The organism is Jiangella ureilytica (assembly GCF_004348545.1).
Taxonomy (GTDB): domain Bacteria; phylum Actinomycetota; class Actinomycetes; order Jiangellales; family Jiangellaceae; genus Jiangella; species Jiangella ureilytica.
Genome location: NZ_SMKL01000039.1, coordinates 42,323 through 59,058 on the forward strand (window position 1 = coordinate 42,323; position 16,736 = coordinate 59,058).

The 16,736-nt window shown below is 73.1% G+C and carries 21 protein-coding genes; 10 read left to right on the plus strand and 11 right to left on the minus strand.

Going from position 1 to position 16,736, the window contains the following annotated elements; translation table 11 throughout:
* Nucleotides 1-4 precede the first annotated feature (4 nt).
* On the minus strand, nt 5-511 hold the full coding sequence (locus tag E1212_RS17660) for a pyridoxamine 5'-phosphate oxidase family protein (protein ID WP_162605530.1): 507 nt from the start codon (nt 509-511) through the stop codon (nt 5-7).
* A 67-nt stretch (nt 512-578) separates the two neighbouring features.
* Between E1212_RS17660 and E1212_RS17665 the strand changes: the two genes are divergently transcribed.
* A complete protein-coding gene (locus E1212_RS17665) occupies nt 579-1,496 on the plus strand; it encodes an aldo/keto reductase (protein ID WP_131984788.1) in 918 nt (305 codons plus the stop codon).
* 23 nt (nt 1,497-1,519) lie between these two features.
* Nucleotides 1,520-1,954 (plus strand): type II 3-dehydroquinate dehydratase, encoded by a 435-nt coding sequence (gene aroQ, locus E1212_RS17670; RefSeq protein ID WP_131984790.1) that lies wholly within the window; start codon nt 1,520-1,522, stop codon nt 1,952-1,954.
* A gap of 3 nt (nt 1,955-1,957) precedes the next feature.
* Here the strand turns inward: aroQ and E1212_RS17675 are convergent, their stop codons facing one another.
* The 4 genes from E1212_RS17675 to E1212_RS17690 are packed head-to-tail and all read right to left on the minus strand — an operon-like array spanning nt 1,958 to nt 3,738.
* Complete coding sequence (locus tag E1212_RS17675; RefSeq protein WP_131984792.1) at nt 1,958-2,443, minus strand: hypothetical protein; 486 nt, start codon at nt 2,441-2,443, stop codon at nt 1,958-1,960.
* 17 nt (nt 2,444-2,460) lie between these two features.
* On the minus strand, nt 2,461-2,901 hold the full coding sequence (locus E1212_RS17680; RefSeq protein ID WP_131984794.1) for a type II toxin-antitoxin system VapC family toxin: 441 nt from the start codon (nt 2,899-2,901) through the stop codon (nt 2,461-2,463).
* A 2-nt stretch (nt 2,902-2,903) separates the two neighbouring features.
* Nucleotides 2,904-3,209 (minus strand): toxin-antitoxin system HicB family antitoxin, encoded by a 306-nt coding sequence (locus E1212_RS17685; protein ID WP_131984796.1) that lies wholly within the window; start codon nt 3,207-3,209, stop codon nt 2,904-2,906.
* A 46-nt stretch (nt 3,210-3,255) separates the two neighbouring features.
* Nucleotides 3,256-3,738, minus strand: a complete 483-nt coding sequence (locus E1212_RS17690) for a hypothetical protein (RefSeq protein ID WP_131984798.1) — start codon at nt 3,736-3,738, stop codon at nt 3,256-3,258.
* Nucleotides 3,739-3,836: 98 nt separating this feature from the next.
* On the opposite strand from E1212_RS17690, the gene E1212_RS17695 reads away from it, so the two are divergent.
* The 3 genes from E1212_RS17695 (at nt 3,837) to nusB (ending at nt 5,991) form a co-directional block, all read left to right on the plus strand.
* Nucleotides 3,837-4,946 (plus strand): M24 family metallopeptidase, encoded by a 1,110-nt coding sequence (locus tag E1212_RS17695; RefSeq protein WP_131984800.1) that lies wholly within the window; start codon nt 3,837-3,839, stop codon nt 4,944-4,946.
* Nucleotides 4,947-5,007: 61 nt separating this feature from the next.
* The gene (gene efp, locus E1212_RS17700) at nt 5,008-5,568 is read left to right on the plus strand and encodes an elongation factor P (RefSeq protein WP_131984802.1); all 561 of its coding nucleotides are present in this window, start codon (nt 5,008-5,010) and stop codon (nt 5,566-5,568) included.
* Nucleotides 5,569-5,580: 12 nt separating this feature from the next.
* On the plus strand, nt 5,581-5,991 hold the full coding sequence (nusB, locus tag E1212_RS17705) for a transcription antitermination factor NusB (RefSeq protein ID WP_131984804.1): 411 nt from the start codon (nt 5,581-5,583) through the stop codon (nt 5,989-5,991).
* Between the two features lie 17 nt (nt 5,992-6,008).
* Here nusB and arfB read toward each other — a convergent pair whose 3' ends face one another.
* Entirely contained in the window at nt 6,009-6,470 is a 462-nt protein-coding gene (gene arfB / locus E1212_RS17710) for an alternative ribosome rescue aminoacyl-tRNA hydrolase ArfB (RefSeq protein ID WP_131984806.1), read from the minus strand.
* A gap of 50 nt (nt 6,471-6,520) precedes the next feature.
* Between arfB and E1212_RS17715 the strand changes: the two genes are divergently transcribed.
* Genes E1212_RS17715 through E1212_RS17725 form a run of 3 tightly spaced genes read left to right on the plus strand, consistent with a single transcriptional unit; the run spans nt 6,521 to nt 10,024 of the window.
* Nucleotides 6,521-8,302 carry an NAD(P)/FAD-dependent oxidoreductase gene (locus E1212_RS17715; RefSeq protein ID WP_203416954.1) on the plus strand — a complete coding sequence of 594 codons (1,782 nt, stop codon included), beginning with the start codon at nt 6,521-6,523 and terminating at the stop codon, nt 8,300-8,302.
* Entirely contained in the window at nt 8,299-9,690 is a 1,392-nt protein-coding gene (locus E1212_RS17720; RefSeq protein ID WP_131984808.1) for an adenylate/guanylate cyclase domain-containing protein, read from the plus strand. Before E1212_RS17715 ends, E1212_RS17720 begins: the two co-directional genes overlap by 4 nt.
* 22 nt (nt 9,691-9,712) lie before the next feature.
* The gene (locus E1212_RS17725) at nt 9,713-10,024 is read left to right on the plus strand and encodes a DUF3817 domain-containing protein (RefSeq protein WP_203416955.1); all 312 of its coding nucleotides are present in this window, start codon (nt 9,713-9,715) and stop codon (nt 10,022-10,024) included.
* Here the strand turns inward: E1212_RS17725 and E1212_RS17730 are convergent.
* The gene (locus E1212_RS17730) at nt 9,990-10,796 is read right to left on the minus strand and encodes an SURF1 family protein (protein WP_162605531.1); all 807 of its coding nucleotides are present in this window, start codon (nt 10,794-10,796) and stop codon (nt 9,990-9,992) included. The genes E1212_RS17725 and E1212_RS17730 overlap by 35 nt on opposite strands.
* Before the next feature lie 208 nt (nt 10,797-11,004).
* On the opposite strand from E1212_RS17730, the gene E1212_RS17735 reads away from it, so the two are divergent.
* Nucleotides 11,005-11,766, plus strand: a complete 762-nt coding sequence (locus tag E1212_RS17735) for a hypothetical protein (RefSeq protein WP_131984812.1) — start codon at nt 11,005-11,007, stop codon at nt 11,764-11,766.
* Nucleotides 11,767-11,795: 29 nt separating this feature from the next.
* Here the strand turns inward: E1212_RS17735 and E1212_RS17740 are convergent, their stop codons facing one another.
* Nucleotides 11,796-12,284: a DUF488 domain-containing protein gene (locus tag E1212_RS17740; protein WP_203416956.1), complete on the minus strand. Its 489-nt coding sequence runs from the start codon at nt 12,282-12,284 to the stop codon at nt 11,796-11,798.
* 11 nt (nt 12,285-12,295) lie between these two features.
* Nucleotides 12,296-12,634 carry a YybH family protein gene (locus E1212_RS17745; protein ID WP_131984844.1) on the minus strand — a complete coding sequence of 113 codons (339 nt, stop codon included), beginning with the start codon at nt 12,632-12,634 and terminating at the stop codon, nt 12,296-12,298.
* Between the two features lie 72 nt (nt 12,635-12,706).
* On the opposite strand from E1212_RS17745, the gene E1212_RS17750 reads away from it, so the two are divergent.
* On the plus strand, nt 12,707-13,681 hold the full coding sequence (locus E1212_RS17750) for a helix-turn-helix transcriptional regulator (RefSeq protein WP_131984816.1): 975 nt from the start codon (nt 12,707-12,709) through the stop codon (nt 13,679-13,681).
* On the opposite strand, the gene E1212_RS17755 is transcribed toward E1212_RS17750, so the two are convergent.
* Entirely contained in the window at nt 13,663-15,225 is a 1,563-nt protein-coding gene (locus E1212_RS17755; RefSeq protein ID WP_131984818.1) for an ATP-dependent DNA ligase, read from the minus strand. The genes E1212_RS17750 and E1212_RS17755 overlap by 19 nt on opposite strands.
* Before the next feature lie 198 nt (nt 15,226-15,423).
* The coding region (locus E1212_RS17760; RefSeq protein ID WP_203416958.1) for a S1C family serine protease at nt 15,424-16,736 on the minus strand (1,313 nt) is incomplete at its 5' end.

The window sequence follows — 16,736 nt, forward strand, 5'->3', positions numbered from 1 at the left end:
GCACTCAGCCGAAGCGCCACCGGGTGGGGTTGTAGTCGTCGCCCTCGGTCGACCCGTAGCCGAACCCCTTCGACGGCGTCAGCGCGTAGACGGCGAACGGGCCCGGCCCGGCCGTCGGCGCGCCCTCGGCGTGGAAGACGCCGTCGCGGATCTCGACCGGCCAGTCGTACTGGTCGAGATACCGGGCGGCCGCCGCCTGCAGCACGGATTCGTCGCGCACCGGCACCGCCCGGCCCTCGACGGCGAGGTCGAGGCCGGCGGCATTGACGGCGACCACGCAGCGCGGGTCGGCGGCGAGGTTGCGTCCGGCGACGCTGCCGGGCCAGGCGGCGAAGTGGAACCCGCCGTCGACCACGACGCCCAGGATCGGCACGACGTGCGGCCGCCCGTCGGGCCGCACCGTCGACAGCCAGTACGTGTCGGCGGCGGCCAGCGCCGCCACGGCGTCGGCCCACGCGGTGGTGCCCGACCCGTCGCTCATCATCGAGCTGGTCTGCGGTTCATCGCTCATGCCGCCCATCGTGGCACCGCCCACCGACAACGTCACGCGGCCCGGGAGTGCCGGTTAGGCTCACCCGGTGGAGTACATCGATATCGGCGGGTCGGGCCTGCGGGGCTCGGTCATCACGCTCGGGTGCATGCGCATCGACCAGCTGTCCGAGGACGAGGTCGCGGGGCTGATCGGGGCCGCCGCCGACGCCGGGATCACGGTGTTCGACCACGCCGACATCTACGGTGGCGGCCGCTGCGAGGAGGTGTTCGGCGCCGCCCTCGGCCGGACGTCCGTCAGGCGCGAGGACATCGTCGTCCAGACGAAGTGTGGCATCAGGTCCGGATACTACGACTTCTCCGCCGAGCACATCCGCACCTCCGTCGAGGGGTCGCTGCGCCGACTGAACACGGACTACGTCGACCTGCTGCTCCTGCACCGGCCCGACACGCTGATGGAGCCCGAGGACGTCGCCGCGGCCCTGGACGAGCTGGTGACGGCGGGCAAGGTGCGCCATGTCGGCGTCAGCAACCAGAACCCTGCCCAGCTCGAGCTGCTCCGCGCGCACATACGCCAGCCGATCGTCGCCGACCAGCTGCAGTTCAGCCTCGCCCACACCCCGATGATCGACGCCGGGCTCAACGTCAACACGGGGTTCGACGGCGCCGTGGTGCGCGAGGGCGGGGTGCTGGAGTACTGCCGGTTGCACGGCATCACCATCCAGCCGTGGTCGGTGCTGCAGCACGGCCAGATCGCCGGTACGTTCCTCGGCAACCCGGCGTTCCGGGAGCTCAACGACGCCCTCGATGAGGTCGCGGCGCAGCTGGGTGCCACTCCGGCGGCCGTCGCGATCGCCTGGATCCTGCGCCATCCGGCCCGTATGCAGCCCGTCATCGGGACCACCAAGCCCGCTCGTGTCGAAGAGATCGCCAAGGCCGCGCACCTCGAGCTGTCCCGCGAGACCTGGTATGCCCTCTACCGCGCGGCCGGCAACGAGATCCTCTGACGGCGACCGATAGAGTCACGGGCGTGACGACGCGGGTGCTTGTGCTCAACGGTCCCAACCTCGGCCGGCTGGGGTCGCGCGAGCCGGACGTCTACGGCAGCACGACCTTCGCCGGGCTGGTGGAGCGCTGCCGCAAGACCGCCGCCGACCTCGGCCTCGACGCCGACGTGCGGCAGACCGACGACGAGGCCGAACTGGTGCACTGGCTGCACGAGGCCGCCGACGCCGGCACGCCGGTCGTGCTCAACCCGGCCGCGTTCACGCACTACTCGTACGCACTGCGCGACGCCTGCGCCCAGTTGCGGGCGCCGCTGATCGAGGTGCACATCTCCAACCCCGCGGCGCGCGAGGAGTTCCGGCACACCAGCGTCGTGGCGGCGGTCGCCACCGGCACCGTCGCCGGCTTCGGGCTCGGATCGTACGACCTCGCCCTGCGCGCCGTCGCCGGCCTCGTCTGACCCTCACATCCGGTCGACGATCTCCTTCGCCCTCTCGAGGTCCAGCTCCGGCGCGGTATCGAGCAGCAGCTCGATCGCCTGGATCCTCCTGCCCTCGGCGACGAGCTGCTGGAGGTGCGCCATCGCCTCGGACGAGATGGACGACCGGCCGGTCTCGGCGGGCGCGGCGTTGGCGGCGTCGGCGCCGTCGCTGAGCCGCCGGGGGTACTGCATGGCCTGCCGCAGGCCCAGGCCGGTGTTCTCGCGGATCAGCTTGACCGCCGGAACCACCTGGCCCTCGGCGAGCAGCTTCCCGACGGCGGCATCGAGGGTCTCACGGTCCAGGCGCGCGGGAGCCGCGGCCGCCGTCGTCGTCGCCGTCGTCGCCGGGGAGGTAGCCGAGGCCGACGGGCCGCGGACGGCGTCGGCGCGCCAGCGCAGGATGACGAAGCCGAAGCCGATGACCAGGGCGGCCGCGAAGACGATGACGACGATCAGCCAGAAGTCCACGGCCGGACGGTATCGGGTCAGACCGCGACGAACCCCAGATCGGCCGCGGCGGCGCGCTGGGCGGGGTCGTGCGAGGCGAAGCCGACCCGCTCGCCGGACCGGGCCAGCGGCCGGGCGGCGAGGTCGGCGATGGCCAGGTGCAGCGCGTCGAGTGCGCGGATGCCGAACCGGCGGACCAGGACGCGCGCGGTGTTCTCGGTGTCGAGCATGTCGGCCCGGACCAGCGTGACCGGCCCCGTGGGGGAGACCTCTTCGTAGAGCTTGGCCAGCAGCGTGTCGACGTCGCCGATGCGGCGGGTGCGGGCGGCCCGGACCAGCGCCGACGACGTCTCGAGCAGTGCCAGCGTGGACGTGAGCAGGACCGTGCGGCCCTCGATGAGCCCGCGGGCGACGGCATGCTTCGGCTCGTCGGCGAGGTAGGAGTGCACCAGCACCGACGAGTCGACGTAGGTGAGCATGCTCAGCGCCCGTCGGACCAGAGCTCGTCGAGCACGGGGCCGATGCCCTCGGTGGCCTTGAGCGCCTTGGTGAACTGGGCGGGCGGGACGGACGGGGCCGGGCTCTCGACGAGGATGCCGATGTCGCGGGCCTTCTCGCGCAGTTCGAGCCGGCGCACGTCGACGTCGTCGTCGGACGGGGGAGGCGGCGGCGCGGCGGCGGAGAGCACCTTGTTGGCCAGCGCGTTGATGGACACGCCCTCGCGTTGCGCACGCGCGGTCAGCCGCCGGTGGAGATCGTCGGGGATCCGCAGCAGCAACTGGCGCATGACGGCATGCTATCACCGTCGTGCCCGGTGATATCAAGGTGTGGATTCAGAGGGCGTCGAGGAACCGCCTCGCGTCGCGGGTGTTCATGCCGGTGCGCTCCTTGAGCAGCCGGATCGCGGCCGTGCGGCGCAGGCGGTCCTGGCTGACCAGCCGGCGCAGCGTCGCCAGCAGCTCGGCGTCGACCGTGCCGCGGCGGCGTGCGGGCGACGCGGGGGCGGCGGTGCTGGGCGGCTCGGGCTCCGGAAACACCTGCCCCGCCTGTAGCGCGTACACGATGGCGGTAGCCTGCGGTGTAGGAAGGCTTGCCCGCTTCTGCAGCACTTTCACGGCTTGGTCGGTATTGCCCCGAGACGCGATGTCGCGAACCTCGCTTTGCAACTCGCGGGCGAGCCGTACCCCGGGGGGCGGGGTCAACGTAGAGGAGAACATGCGCGTGGTGGTGGTCTCGGGCCCACGGCGAATGACCAAGAAGCTCATGACGAGGGCCAGAATGACGATGACGACCAGGCCGAGAATGAGCATGATCATGAGCGTAGTCGAGCGGTGATCAACTGCGAAGCACCCGTCTCAATTATTGAAACCATATGATGTCGTTGCAGTTCACCGGGGATGGAGAGGCAGGACCGATGGCGGAGAACCACGCGAGGCGGCGGGCAGCACTAGCCACGAGGCTGGTTGATGACAAAGTCGATGCCGCACTAGTCACAAGCCTGGTCAACGTCCGTTATCTCACCGGCCTGGACAGCAGTAACGCCGCTTTGCTCCTGACGTCGGACGGCTCGGCCGTGCTGGCGACGGATAGTCGTTATTCTACTGCCGCGAAGGCCGCGGCAGAAGACGTCGAGTTGCTGGTGGAACGCAGTGTCGCGACGGCCCTCGCCGCTCGTGCGGCGAAGGCCGCGGGAAGTCTACGGCTCGCAGTCGAGGAGCACGCCGTCACCCTCGAGCTCTGGGAGTCGGTGCGCTCCGTGCTCGACGAGGGGCCGGCCGCCGTCGAGCACGTCCACCTGGGTCGCGCGGTCGAGACGCTGCGCGCCGTCAAGGACGAAAACGAGCTCGCGCTGCTGGCCGAGGCGTGCGCCATCTCCTGCCGTGCGCTCGAGGACCTCTACGCGGCCGGCGGGTTCCTGGGCCGCACGGAGAAGCAGATCGCCCGCGACCTCGAGTGGCGCATGTTCGGCCACGGCGCCGACGGCATCGCCTTCGAGACCATCGTGGCCACCGGCCCGAACAGCGCCATCCCGCACCACCGGCCCACCGAGCGGGTGGTCGAGCGCGGCGACCTGCTGAAGATCGACTTCGGGGCCGTCCACCAGGGCTACAACGCCGACTGCACCCGCACCTGCGTCGTCGGCGCGCAGCCGCAGGACTGGCAGCGCGAGATCTACCAGCTCGTCGCCGACGCCCAGCGGGCCGGGCGCGAGGCCATCGCCGTCGGCGACGAGTGTATCGCCGTCGACAAGGCGAGCCGCCGGATCATCGACGACGCCGGATACAAGGAGAACTTCGGCCACGGCACCGGGCACGGCGTGGGCCTCGAGGTCCACGAGGCGCCGACGCTCGGGTACTCCGCGACGGGTACACTGGCCGATCGCATGGCTGTGACCGTCGAGCCCGGGATCTACCTGCCCGGCCGCGGCGGCGTCCGGATCGAGGACACGCTGGCGGTTCGCGCTTCCGGTGGTCCCGACCTGCTCACACCCACCACCAAGGACCTGCTGGTCCTGGACGCGTAGCGCGACCGCGGTACGGGCGTCCGGAACCGGACCTGACGACGACGAGAAGGCATCGAACGACGTGGCGACGACCAACGACCTCAAGAACGGCATCGTGCTGAACATCGACGGGCAGCTGTGGAGCGTGGTGGAGTTCCAGCACGTCAAGCCCGGCAAGGGCGGCGCGTTCGTCCGGACCAAGCTGAAGAACGTCCTGTCGGGCAAGGTCGTCGACAAGACGTTCAACGCGGGCGTGAAGGTCGAGACCGCCAACGTCGACCGCCGCGAGATGACCTACCTCTACCGCGACGCCGACGACTTCGTGTTCATGGACACCCAGTCCTACGAGCAGATCCACGTCTCGTCCGGCGTCGTCGGCGGTGCCGAGAACTTCATGCTCGAGAACCAGGACGCCAACGTCGGCCTGCACGACGGCACTCCGCTGTTCGTCGAGCTCCCGGCGTCGGTCGTGCTGACCGTCGAGTACACCGAGCCGGGCCTGCAGGGCGACCGCTCCACCGGCGGCAACAAGCCGGCCCGGCTCGAGACCGGCTACGAGATCCAGGTGCCGCTCTTCATCACCAGCGGCGAGAAGGTCAAGGTCGACACCCGCGACGGCTCGTACCTCGGCCGCGCGGGCTGACGGGCGCCGGGAATGCCAGCACGGAGCCGTGCCCGCAAGCGCGCGCTCGACATCCTGTACGAGTCCGAGATGCGCGGGCTCACCCTGGGCGCCACGCTGTCGCACCGCATGGCGACGGCCGAGCAGCCGCTGAACGAGTACACCGTCCAGCTGGTCGAGGGCGTCATCGCGCACCGCGAGCGCATCGACGAGCTCATCTCGACCTACGCCGAAGGCTGGACGCTCGAGCGCATGCCGGCGGTCGACCGCAACCTGCTGCGCATCGGCGTCTACGAGGTCCTCTACCGCGACGACGTCCCCGACCCGGTGGCGCTCGACGAGGCGGTCTCGCTGGCCCGCGACCTCTCGACCGACCAGTCGCCGACGTTCGTCAACGGCCTGCTCGGCCGGCTGGTCGCGATCAAGCCCAGCCTCAGCGCGTAGCCGGCATCCGGATCCGCTCATTCGTCGGGACGGCGGCGCAGGCGTTTGGTCTCGCCGGTGCGGCGCTTCGCCTCGACCCGGCGGGCGCGGGCCCGACGCGACGGCTTGGTGGGGCGGCGCGGCTGCGGGGGCGGGCGCAGCGCGTCGTCCAGCAGGGCGGCCAGCCGGTCCTGGGCGGCCTCGCGGTTGCGCAGCTGCGACCGGTGCTCCGACGCGACCACCGTCACGACGCCGCCGACCAGCCGGTGCGCCAGTCGCTCCATGATCCGCGACCGCGCAGTCGGGCTGAGCACCCGAGAGTCGGCGACGGAGAAGGAGAGCTCGACCCGCGAGTCGGTGGTGTTGACGCCCTGTCCACCGGGCCCGCTGGAGCGTGAGAACCGCCAGGACAGCTCGTCGTCGGGGATGACGATCGTCTCGCGGACTCGGACCGGCGCCACCTGCCCATTCTCTCGCCCGGGCCGTAGACTCGCCAGCATGCGGCCGGCCATGGGCACGGCCGGCCGCTACCTTGGGGGGAGGTGTCTGCGTGGCATCGTCCGAGCGGCCGGACCAGCGGCGGCCGGTCCTGATGGTCATCGAGCACGAGCACCATGCGACCGGCCAGGACCGCATCGCCGATCAGCTGCGACGGCGCTACGGCGGCGACTACGACGTCGTCGACGAGCGGACCGGCACGGCCGGGCTGTCGACGCTGGAGTCGCTGCACGACCGCGGGCTTCAGGTCGCGCTCGTCCTGTGCGACCGCGCACCCGGCGCTGCGGCCGACCCCGAGGACGCGGTCTTCGGCCAGGTCAAGGAGCTGTACCCAGAGGCCAAACGGGCCCTCGTCGTCGACTGGGGCGCGTGGGCCGACCGCGAGACCGCCGACTCCATCCACCGGCTGATCGCGCTCGGCAAGATCGACTACTACGCGCTGCGGCCGTGGCGCTCGCCGGACGAGTACTTCCACCGCACCGTCACCGAGTTCCTGCTCGAATGGGAACGGTCGGTGTCGGCGGCGCCGCGCGAGGTGACGGTCATCGCGCAGCGCTGGTCGCCGCGCGCCCACGAGCTGCGCAGCCTGCTGGTCCGCAACGGCGTGCAGCACCAGTTCACCGCCTCCGAGACCAGCGAGGGCCGGACGGCGCTCGCTGCGGCCGGTCTCGAGGACATCTCAGTGCCGGTCGTCCTGCTGCACGACGGCCGGGTGCTCGTCGACCCGACGAACACCCAGCTCGCCGACGCCTACGGCGTGAACACCACGCTGGGCACGGAGACCGACTTCGATCTCATCGTCGTCGGCGCGGGGCCGGCCGGGCTCGCGGCCGCCGTCTACGCATCGTCGGAGGGGCTGCGGACGCTCGTGGTCGAGCGCGAGTCCATCGGCGGCCAGGCCGGCTCGAGCTCGCTGATCCGCAACTACCTCGGCTTCGCCCGCGGCATCAGCGGAGCCGAGCTGGCCCAGCGCGCCTACCAGCAGGCCTGGGTGTTCGGCACGACGTTCCTGCTGATGCGCGAGCTGGTCGACCTCAAGCCCGAGAATGGCTGGCACGTGCTGACGGCGGCCGACGGACAGCAGGCCCGGGCCCGCGCCGTCGTGCTGGCCACCGGCGTCAGCTACCGGCGCATCGGCGTGCCGTCGCTCGAGGCGTTCGAGGGCGCCGGCGTGTTCTACGGCGCGTCGGTGTCCGAGGCGCGGGCGCTGTCGGGCGAGCCGGTGTTCGTCGTCGGCGGCGGCAACTCGGCCGGGCAGGCCGCCATCCACCTGGCCAGGTACGCGAGCGAGGTCACGCTGCTGGTCCGCGCCGCCTCGCTGGCCGACAGCATGTCGCAGTACCTCATCGACTCCCTCGACGCGGCCGGCGTGCGGGTGCGGCTGCGCACGGAGGTGGTCGACGGCGGCGGCTCCGGCCGGCTGGCCTGGGTCGAGCTGCGCGACCGCGACACGGGCGAGACCCGCACGGAACCGGCGACCGGGCTGTTCCTGCTCATCGGCGCCGAGCCGCACACCGGCTGGCTGCCGGAGCGGATCGAGCACGACCAGTGGGGCTACCTGTTCACCGGCCCCGACGTCATGGAGAGCCACGCCGCCCGGCGCTGGCCGCTGGAACGCCAGCCGCTGATGCTCGAGACCTGCGTGCCGGGCGTGTTCGCCGTCGGCGACGTCCGCCGCCGCTCGGTCAAGCGGGTCGCGTCCGCTGTCGGCGAGGGCTCGGTGGTCATCCAGCAGGTGCACCAGTGGCTCGCCGCCGCGCCGCCGGCCGGGGCCCCGGCCGCTCCGGCCGGCGGCGCGGCCGCACCGGCCGTCGCGGAGCCGGACCAGCCGTGACCGGGACGCCCGCGGACCCGCCCGCGCACGCCGTCGCCTCGCGCCCGCGCCTCGCGACCACGGCGCTGCTGCTCGCGATCCCGGTCGCCGGCCTCGTCGTGCTGCTCGCGATACCGGCGTGGGACGTGACGTGGCAGCACCACCCGGCGCACTTCTGGCTGGTCCTGAGCGCGGCGGCGCTGAGCACGGCGCTGGCCTACGCGACGGGGACGGCCGCGCGCCGCCGCAACGACGCGCGCGTCTTCCTGGTCTCACTGGCGTTCCTGGCGGCGGCCGGGTTCCTCGGGCTGCACGCGCTGGCGACGCCCGGGGTGCTGCTCGAGGGGTCCAACGCCGGGTTCGCGCTGGCCACGCCGGTGGGGCTGCTGGTGGCGGCGGTGATCGCGGCGGCGTCGGCGACCGACCTGACCGGCAGCCGCGCGCAGAGCGTGATGCGCCGGTCGGCGACCATCCGCGGCGTCCTGATCGCCGTTCTGGTGCTGTGGGGCGCGGCTTCCGTCGGCGGCCTGGCGCCGCTGGACGACCCCGCGCCGCCGGAACGGGCGTCCGGCCCGCTGGTCTGGCTCGCCGTCGCGGCCCTGCTGCTGTACCTGTTCGCCGTCGTCCAGTACCTGCGGCTGCCCAGCCATCCCGGCTCGGTGACCCTGCTGATGGCCATGGCGGCGGCGTTCGTGCTGCTGGCCGAGGCGTCGGTGGCGGTGGCGCTGGGCCGCAACTGGCACGCCAGCTGGTGGGAGTGGCACCTGCTGATGCTGGCGGCGTTCGCGCTGGTCGCCGGCAGCGCGCACCGGCAGTGGTACGAGGAGCGGTTCGCCGGCCTGTACCTCGGCGAGACCGCGAAGGGGACCCGCGAGATCAGCGTCCTCTTCGCCGACCTGCAGGGGTTCACGTCGTTCTCGGAGCGGACCCGCCCGCAGGACGTCACCGAGATGCTCAACGAGTACTTCACCATCGCCATCCCGCCCGTCGTCGAGCAGCACGGCGGCACCGTCGACCGTCTCGTCGGCGACGCGATCATGGTGACCTTCAACCGCGACGGCGACCAGCCCGACCACGCGGAGCGGGCGGCCCGGGCGGCGCTGGCGATCCAGGAGGCGACGGCGACGGTGGCGGCTCGCCACCCCGGCTGGCCCCGGTTCCGCGCCGGCGTCAACACCGGCGAGGTCGCCGTCGGCCTCCTCGGCACCGCCGGCGGCCGCACGTTCACCGTCATCGGCGACACCGTCAACCTCGCCGCCCGGCTCGAGAGCGCGGCACCCGTCGGCGGCGTGCTCATCGGCGCCGAGACCGCCCGGCAGCTGCCCGCCGCGCGGACGGAGCGGGTCGAGGGCCTGGAGGTCAAGGGCAAGACCGGCGTGATCGAGGCGTACCGCCTGCTGGGGTTCTGACGTCGGCGGTTAGGCTCGGGTGGTGCGTCGAGATGCCCTGCCCTTCTACCGCGTCATGGCCTACGTCACCGGTGTGGTCCTGCTGGTGCTCTGCGTGGCGATCTTCGTCCGCTACGGCCCGCCCGGCGACGCGACCATGAGCCGCACGGTCTCGCCGATCCACGGCTGGCTGTACGTGATCTACCTCGTGGCCACCGGGCTGCTGGTACACCAGCGCGGCTGGAAGGCGAGCTGGGCGGTCCTCATCGCCCTGGCCGGGACGGTGCCGTTCGCGTCGTTCGTCGCCGAGCGGTTCGTGGTCAGGAAGGCGCGTGAGACGCAGCGGGTGCGCTGACGCCGTCGTCGCTCGGCTCGTCGCTGTCGCCCTGATCGCGCCGGGTGCGGATGCCGGAGCGGACGATGGACGCCCAGAAGATCACCGCGGCCAGCGCGAAGACCCACCACTGGGCCCAGTAGGAGAGGTTCTGCCAGGGGCTCACGTCGCGGATCGGGGCGACGGCGTCGACGTCGAGCACCGCGGGCGCGGTGGCCGGCGCCGGCGACTCGTCCTCGAGCAGCAGGTAGCCCTGCAGCGCCTCGGCCTCGCCGACTCCGGCCCGCTGCGCCAGCTGGTCCGGCGCGATGTAGGCCATGCGGCCGTCCTCGAGCTCCTGCCCGGTGCGGACGGTGGCGTGGCCGGGCGTCTCGGGCGGCAGCAGGAACCCGGTGACCGTGACCTCGCCCGGCGGGACGGCCGTGCCGGGCTCGCCGGGGTCGTCCACCCAGCCGCGCAGCACCGGCACGACCAGGCCGTCATCGGTCTGCAGGGGAGTGACGACGAACGAGCCGAGCGTGCCGTCGTGCACCCGCCCGGGGACGATCTGCTGCTGGCCGGCGAGGTACTCGCCGGTCGCGACGGCCTGCCGGTCGGCGGCGTCGCCCAGCTCGGCGCCGGGGGAGGCCAGCTCGGTGACGGCGACCGGCTCGCGGTCGCGCAGCTCGTGCCGGCCGTGGCTGTCCTGGTACACACCGGCCTGCCACCAGCCGAGCACCAGGCAGCCGGCCACCGCCGCCGCCGCCACGGCGTGCAGCAGGAGCCAGCGGGGCGTCAGCAGGAACCGGTACACACCACCACGGTAGCCGCCGCTGCTCGGGCGGATCCGGCCGGGCGTACCATGCCGGATGCTCGCCCGCGAGCTGGAGGGGGCAAGATCAGGCATTTATGTCCGAATGGACCCCGTGATCTTGGTCATGGGTTGGGTAGGCTTCGAACAGTCTCGTTCGGGGGACGGGCGCAGAATCCACCCTGGTGATCACGATGGAGAGAAGATCGAGATGAGCCGACCGCACCCGCTGAGCGCGATGAAGGAGTGGGAGTGGTCGCAGGCGTGGGACCAGCAGCAAGAGATCGTCGACCGCCTCAAGGCCAAGCGCGGTTCGTGGCTGCCCAACATCGTCGAGAAGCGGCCGTGGGGCGCCGTCCGCTGGACGTCGGGCCGGCCCGCGCACGCCGCGACGTCCGGGCAGGCGGTCCCCGAGACCTTCGCCGTGCTGCGCCCGGGAGTGAACGACCAGCCGCTGCGTGACCGCGTGGCCGAGGTGCTCGGCCAGCCGGCACCGCTGTTCCAGGTGGTCGGTGTCGGGCTGCGCCGCCACCAGCTCGTGCCCGCCATCGCCGGCGCCGTCATCGGCGCGGTGCTGCTGGTCGTGCTGGCGCTGATGCTCGGCCTCGGTGTCGTCGGTGCCGTCGTGGGCGCACTCGTCGGCCTGGTCGGCGGCGCGGTCGGCGGCGCCGCCCTCGGCCAGTACCTCTTCGACCGCGAGCGCGACGCCGTCCTCAAAGAGGGCGAGCGGGTCCGCGTCGTCACCGGCCGCTACGCCCCGACCTCCTGGTCCCGGCTGGTCGACGCCACCACCGGCCTCGAGACCGCCGCCACCGCCACGGCCGACGACCAGACCGCCAGCGCCGTCCAGACGGCCCTGTGGGAGGCCGCCGGCCTGCTACTGCGCTCGTCCGACCACACCGGGGTCGAGGTCCTGGCCGACGGCATGGAGCGGCTGGCGCAGGCGCACCGCGGCATCAGCGGCGGTCGCTGAGGTCGTCTCGGCACCGCCCCGCCGGGGCGTCAGTCCGGGCGGAGGTCCCTGACCGCGACGCCGTGCTCGGCGTGCAGGCGCCCGGCCACCAGCGAGCGGTGGCACGCCTCCGGGTCGCGCTCGACGCAGAAGAGGGCCGTCGTCGCCTCGCCCGGAAGCTCCGCCACGAGCGCGCCGAGATCGAACGGGTCCAGGATCTCGCGGGTGTAGCGCCCGGCGTACTCGGACGCGAGCCTGACGCGGCTGCGCCTGCCCACGCCTTCGCGGTCGTCCTCGCGGTACTGGAGCTGACGCAGCTCGGTGGTCGGCGCCAGCCCCGGCACGTGCCGGTAGCCGATGCCCGCCGCGGCCAGCGCCTGCTGCAGCCGCGCGGAGTTCGCCCAGGCGTACTCGGGGCCTCGGACGCCGCGGCGCTGGCGGAGGTCGAGCAGCAACCCCACGCCCGTGCCGGCGAGCGTTTCGAGGAAGGACTCGGCCGTGAAGCCGTAGACCCCGATCGTCACGATCCGCACGTCCACCCGTCGCTCCGCTACGGGACGAGGAACGGCTGGTCCAGGACCCAAAGCCATGATCCGTCCGGCTGGCGGCGCGCGATCTCGACGGTCAGCTCACCGGTGGTGAGCGTGACCACCGTCAGGGCGAGGTCGCCGCTCACCAGCGCCGGGTGCTGCCGGCCCGGTGTGAGCACCGGCGCGGCCGCCACGAACTGCTCGTACACCGTGCGGATCTCGGCGTGACCGGTGGCGAGGCTGCCCGGCGGGAACGCCAGCACTGCGTCGGGCTCGTACAGCGACACCAGCCCGTCGACGTCGCCGGCGTTGCCGCGTTCGATGAAGAGTCTTCCCAGGTCGTTCGGCTCGTTGGCCACCACGTTCGTCATGTCCATCAGCCTGCCAGCGATACACGACACCCTGTGTCGTGTATTCCGTAGACTTCTCCCATGCGCGCCGACCGGCTCGTCTCGCTGGTGCTGCTGCTGCGCCGTCGCGGCCGGCTGTCGGCGACGGAGCTGGCCCGCGAGCTCGAGGTGTCGACGCGCACCGTGCTGCGCGACATCGAGGCGCTGTCGGCGGCCGGAGTGCCGGTCTACGCCGAACGCGGCCGGCTCGGCGGGTTCGCCCTGCTGCCCGGCTTCCAGACCGAGCTGACCGGACTGAACCACGACGAGGCGCTCGCCCTGCTGGTCGCCGGGTCGCGGCGCGGCGCGCAGGCGTTCGGCCTCGGCTCGGCGCTCGCCTCGGCCATGCTCAAGGTGGTCGACGCGCTGCCCGAGAGCCATCGCGACGTCGCGGCCGGCGCGACCCAGCGGCTGCTCATCGACCCGGAGACCGACCTGCTGTCACGCCGGCTGGTGCCCGACGAGGTGCCCGACACCATCGTGGCCGAGGTGCGGCGCGCGGTGTTCGCCGGGCACAAGCTGCGCATCCACTACGCGGCCGCGGGCCAAGAGCCGAGGTGGCGCACGGTCGACCCGATCGGCCTGGTCACCGTACGCGACCAGGGCTACCTGCTGGCCACGAGGTCGGGCTCGGACCGCACCTATCGGCTGTCGCGGGTGCTGGCCGCGGAGGAGCTCGCCGAGCTCGCGGAGCGCCCGGACCGGGTCGACCTCGACCGCGCCTGGCAGGAGCGCAGCACGCGGTTCCGGACCGGCGGCGACCAGGTGACGGTGGTCGTGCTGCTGCATCCGGCGCGGCGCGAGGAGCTGGTGGGCACCGCGCTGGCCCTGCTCGCCGAGGAGGCCGAGGCGGACGGCCGGCTGCGGCTGCAGGTGGCCTTCCAGGACGCGCGGCACGCCGAGTGGGCGCTGTGGCAGCTCGCCGCGCACGCGGAGGCCCTGGATCCGCCCTGGCTGCGCGCCGCCCTCCACGCCCGCGCCGCCGCGCTCGTGGCCCGCTACGAGCCGTCCTCGTGAGCGACCGGGCCGCGGATGGCCAGGACGGAGTCGATGGTGTCGGCCTCGGCGGCGGGTTTGTCGGGACGGTGGCGCAGCACGCGGGCGAACCGCAGTGCGACGCCGGCCGGGTAGCGGGGTGAGGTCTGGACGCCGTCGAAGGCGATCTCGACCAGCAGCTCCGGCCGCACCCGCACGACCCATTCGTCCGTAGGCCCGTCGGCCAGCGACTTCAGCTCGGCCGTCTGCCAGGTCAGCATCGTGTCGGTGAGGCCCTTGAACGTCTTGCCCAGCATGACCCAGCCGCCGGCCGGGCCGTAGGTGCCCGCGGGGTCGAGCGCGCCGAGGTGCAGGTTGGACAGCCAGCCCTGCCGCCGCCCGTGGCCCCACTCGGCCGCCAGGATGGCGAGGTCGAGGGTGTGCCGGGGCTTCACCTTGAGCCAGCCCGAGCCGCGCCGGCCGGCCTCGTAGGGAACGTCGAGGCCCTTGACGATGACGCCCTCGTGGCCCTGGGCGACGGCGTCGTCGAAGAACGCCTGCGCGTCGTCGGCCGACGACGTCACCAGCCGCGGCACCCGGGCCGGCGCCGGCACGACGGCGGACATGGCGGCCCAGCGCTCGGTGCCGGGCAGGCCGATGAGGTCGGCGCCGTCGATGTGCAGCGCGTCGAAGACGAACAGTGACAGCGGCACCTTGGCGCGCGCCGTCGCGACGTCGACCCGGCTGCTGACCCGCGAGCCGGTGCGCTGGAACGGCAGCGGCCGCCCGGACGGGTCGAGCGCGATGGTCTCGCCGTCGAGCACCACCGACCGCACCGGAAGCGCCAGCACGGCCTCGACGAGCTCGGGGACGTTGCCGGTGATGTCGTCGAGCGTGCGGGTGAACACGGCGACGTCGGAGCCGTCGCGGTGGATCTGGACCCGGACGCCGTCGAGCTTCCACTCGACGGCGGCCTCGCCGGTGCGCTCGAGCGCCTCGGCGATGTCGGGAGCGGGGGAGGCCAGCATGGGCCGCAGCGGCGAGCCGACGGTGAGCCGGAACCGGGTCAGCCCTTCGGCCCCGTTGGCCAGCACGGCGGCGGCGACGGGCACCAGGGCGCCGGCGACGGTGACCGCGCGGCGGACGTCGGCCGCCGGAACCTCGGACGCGCGGGCGACGGCCTCGGTGAGGACGCCGTCGAGGGCGCCTTGGCGCAGCTCGCCGGAGACCAGCCCGGCCAGCAGCCGCTGCTCGGACGGCGTGGCCCGGGCCATCAGTGCGCGGAACCGCTCGCGCCGCGCCGCCGTGGACCCCTTGCCGGACAACTCGGCGATCTCGCCGAACGCGATGTCGACGTCGAGCACCTGCAGCGACGGCGTGCCGGCGGGCGGCGGCACGTCTCGCAGGGACGCGTAGCCCAGCCCGGTGCGGCGCTGGCGCAGCTCGCCGGCGAGGTAGCTGGCCACGACCTCGGCCTCGGCGGGGTCGGCCCGGCGCAGGCAGCCGGCGAGCAGGTCGGTCTTCGCCAGCCGGCCGGACACCCCGGCGACGGCGGCCGAGGTGTCGGCGACGTCCTTCAGCTCCACGATCCCAGTCTGCCCGTCCCCACTGACAACGGCGACCGGGTTCGGTCCCCGCCCGTCCGGGTGGGAGTCGCACCCTACGGGCGGGGGCCGACAGCGTCGCGTTCGCACCGACGGTGACCTCCGCGGCTGCCGACGCGGGAACGCCCCCAGAGCACGCACCAGGCTCTGGGGGCGTCCTTTCCCGGACGACGGCGTGGCTCAGCTGGTCTGTGCGTCGCTGCCCAGGGTCACCGTGGCGGTGTTCTCCTGGCCGTCGCGCACGTAGGTGAGTTCGATCTCGTCGCCGGGACGGTGCGACCGGACGGCCGCGATCAGGGACGTGGCGTCGGTGATCACACGGTCGCCGACGTGGGTGACGATGTCGCCTTCCTGCAGGCCGGCCTCGTCGCCCGCGCTGCCGGGGTTGACCTGCGCGATCAGGGCGCCGCGGACGTCGCCGCCCTGCGGGTCGCCGACACCGACGCCGATCTGGGCGTGGGTGGCCTCCTGGCCGGCGCGGAGCTCCTCGACGATCGGCTTGGCCTGGTCGATCGGGATGGAGAAGCCCAGCCCGATGGAGCCGTTGCCGCTGCCGGTGGTGAGGATGGCGCTGTTGATGCCGACCACCTGGCCGTCCATGTTGACCAGCGGCCCGCCCGAGTTGCCGGGGTTGATGGGGGCGTCGGTCTGGATGGCGTCGATGACGGAGTTGACGCCGTTCTGCGGCTGGCCCTCGCTGCTGGCGGCCATGGGCCGGTTCAGCGCGGAGACGATGCCGCTGGTGACGGTCCCGTCGAGGCCGAGCGGCGAGCCGATGGCGACGACCTGCTGGCCGACGGCGAGGTCGCCGGAGTTGCCGAGCTCGGCCGGCTGCAGGCCGGACACGTCCTGGGCCTTGATGACCGCGAGGTCGGTGAGCGGATCGGTGCCGACGACCTCGGCGTCGGCGGTGGTGCCGTCGGAGAACGTCACCTGGACGGTGCCGCCTTGGCCGACGCCCTCGACCACGTGGTTGTTCGTGATGATCTCGCCGTCGGACGAGATGATGACGCCGGTGCCGCCGGCCTGGCCGAACTGGCTCTGCACGGCGATGGACACGACGCTGGGGGTCACCTCGGCGGCGACCGCCTGCACGCCCGTCACGTCGGCCGCCTGCTGGCTGGTGCCGTCGCTGCCGGAGTTGCTGAGGTCGCTGCGCGACACCGGGCTGGAGCCGTCGCCGTCGTCGTCGTTCACGACCGCGACGACGCCCGCACCGGCGGCGCCGCCGACGACCGCGCCGAGCAGGACACCGGCGAGGACCAGCGGGGCCCGGCGGCGCTTCGGCTCGGGGGCGCGCCCGTACTCGGTCGGCGGCAGGTGCGGCGGCGGCGAGCCGGCCGCGGCGCCCGCGTCGGTGGGCAGCTGGGTGGTCGCGTGCGGGCCGGCGGCCTGCTGGCCGGCCTGGTGCCCGGCGAGCGGCGGCGTCGACCAGCCCGCGCGCGGCGCGGGGGCGCCGGGAGCTGCCGGGGTCGCGGGGCTCTGGGCAGGGG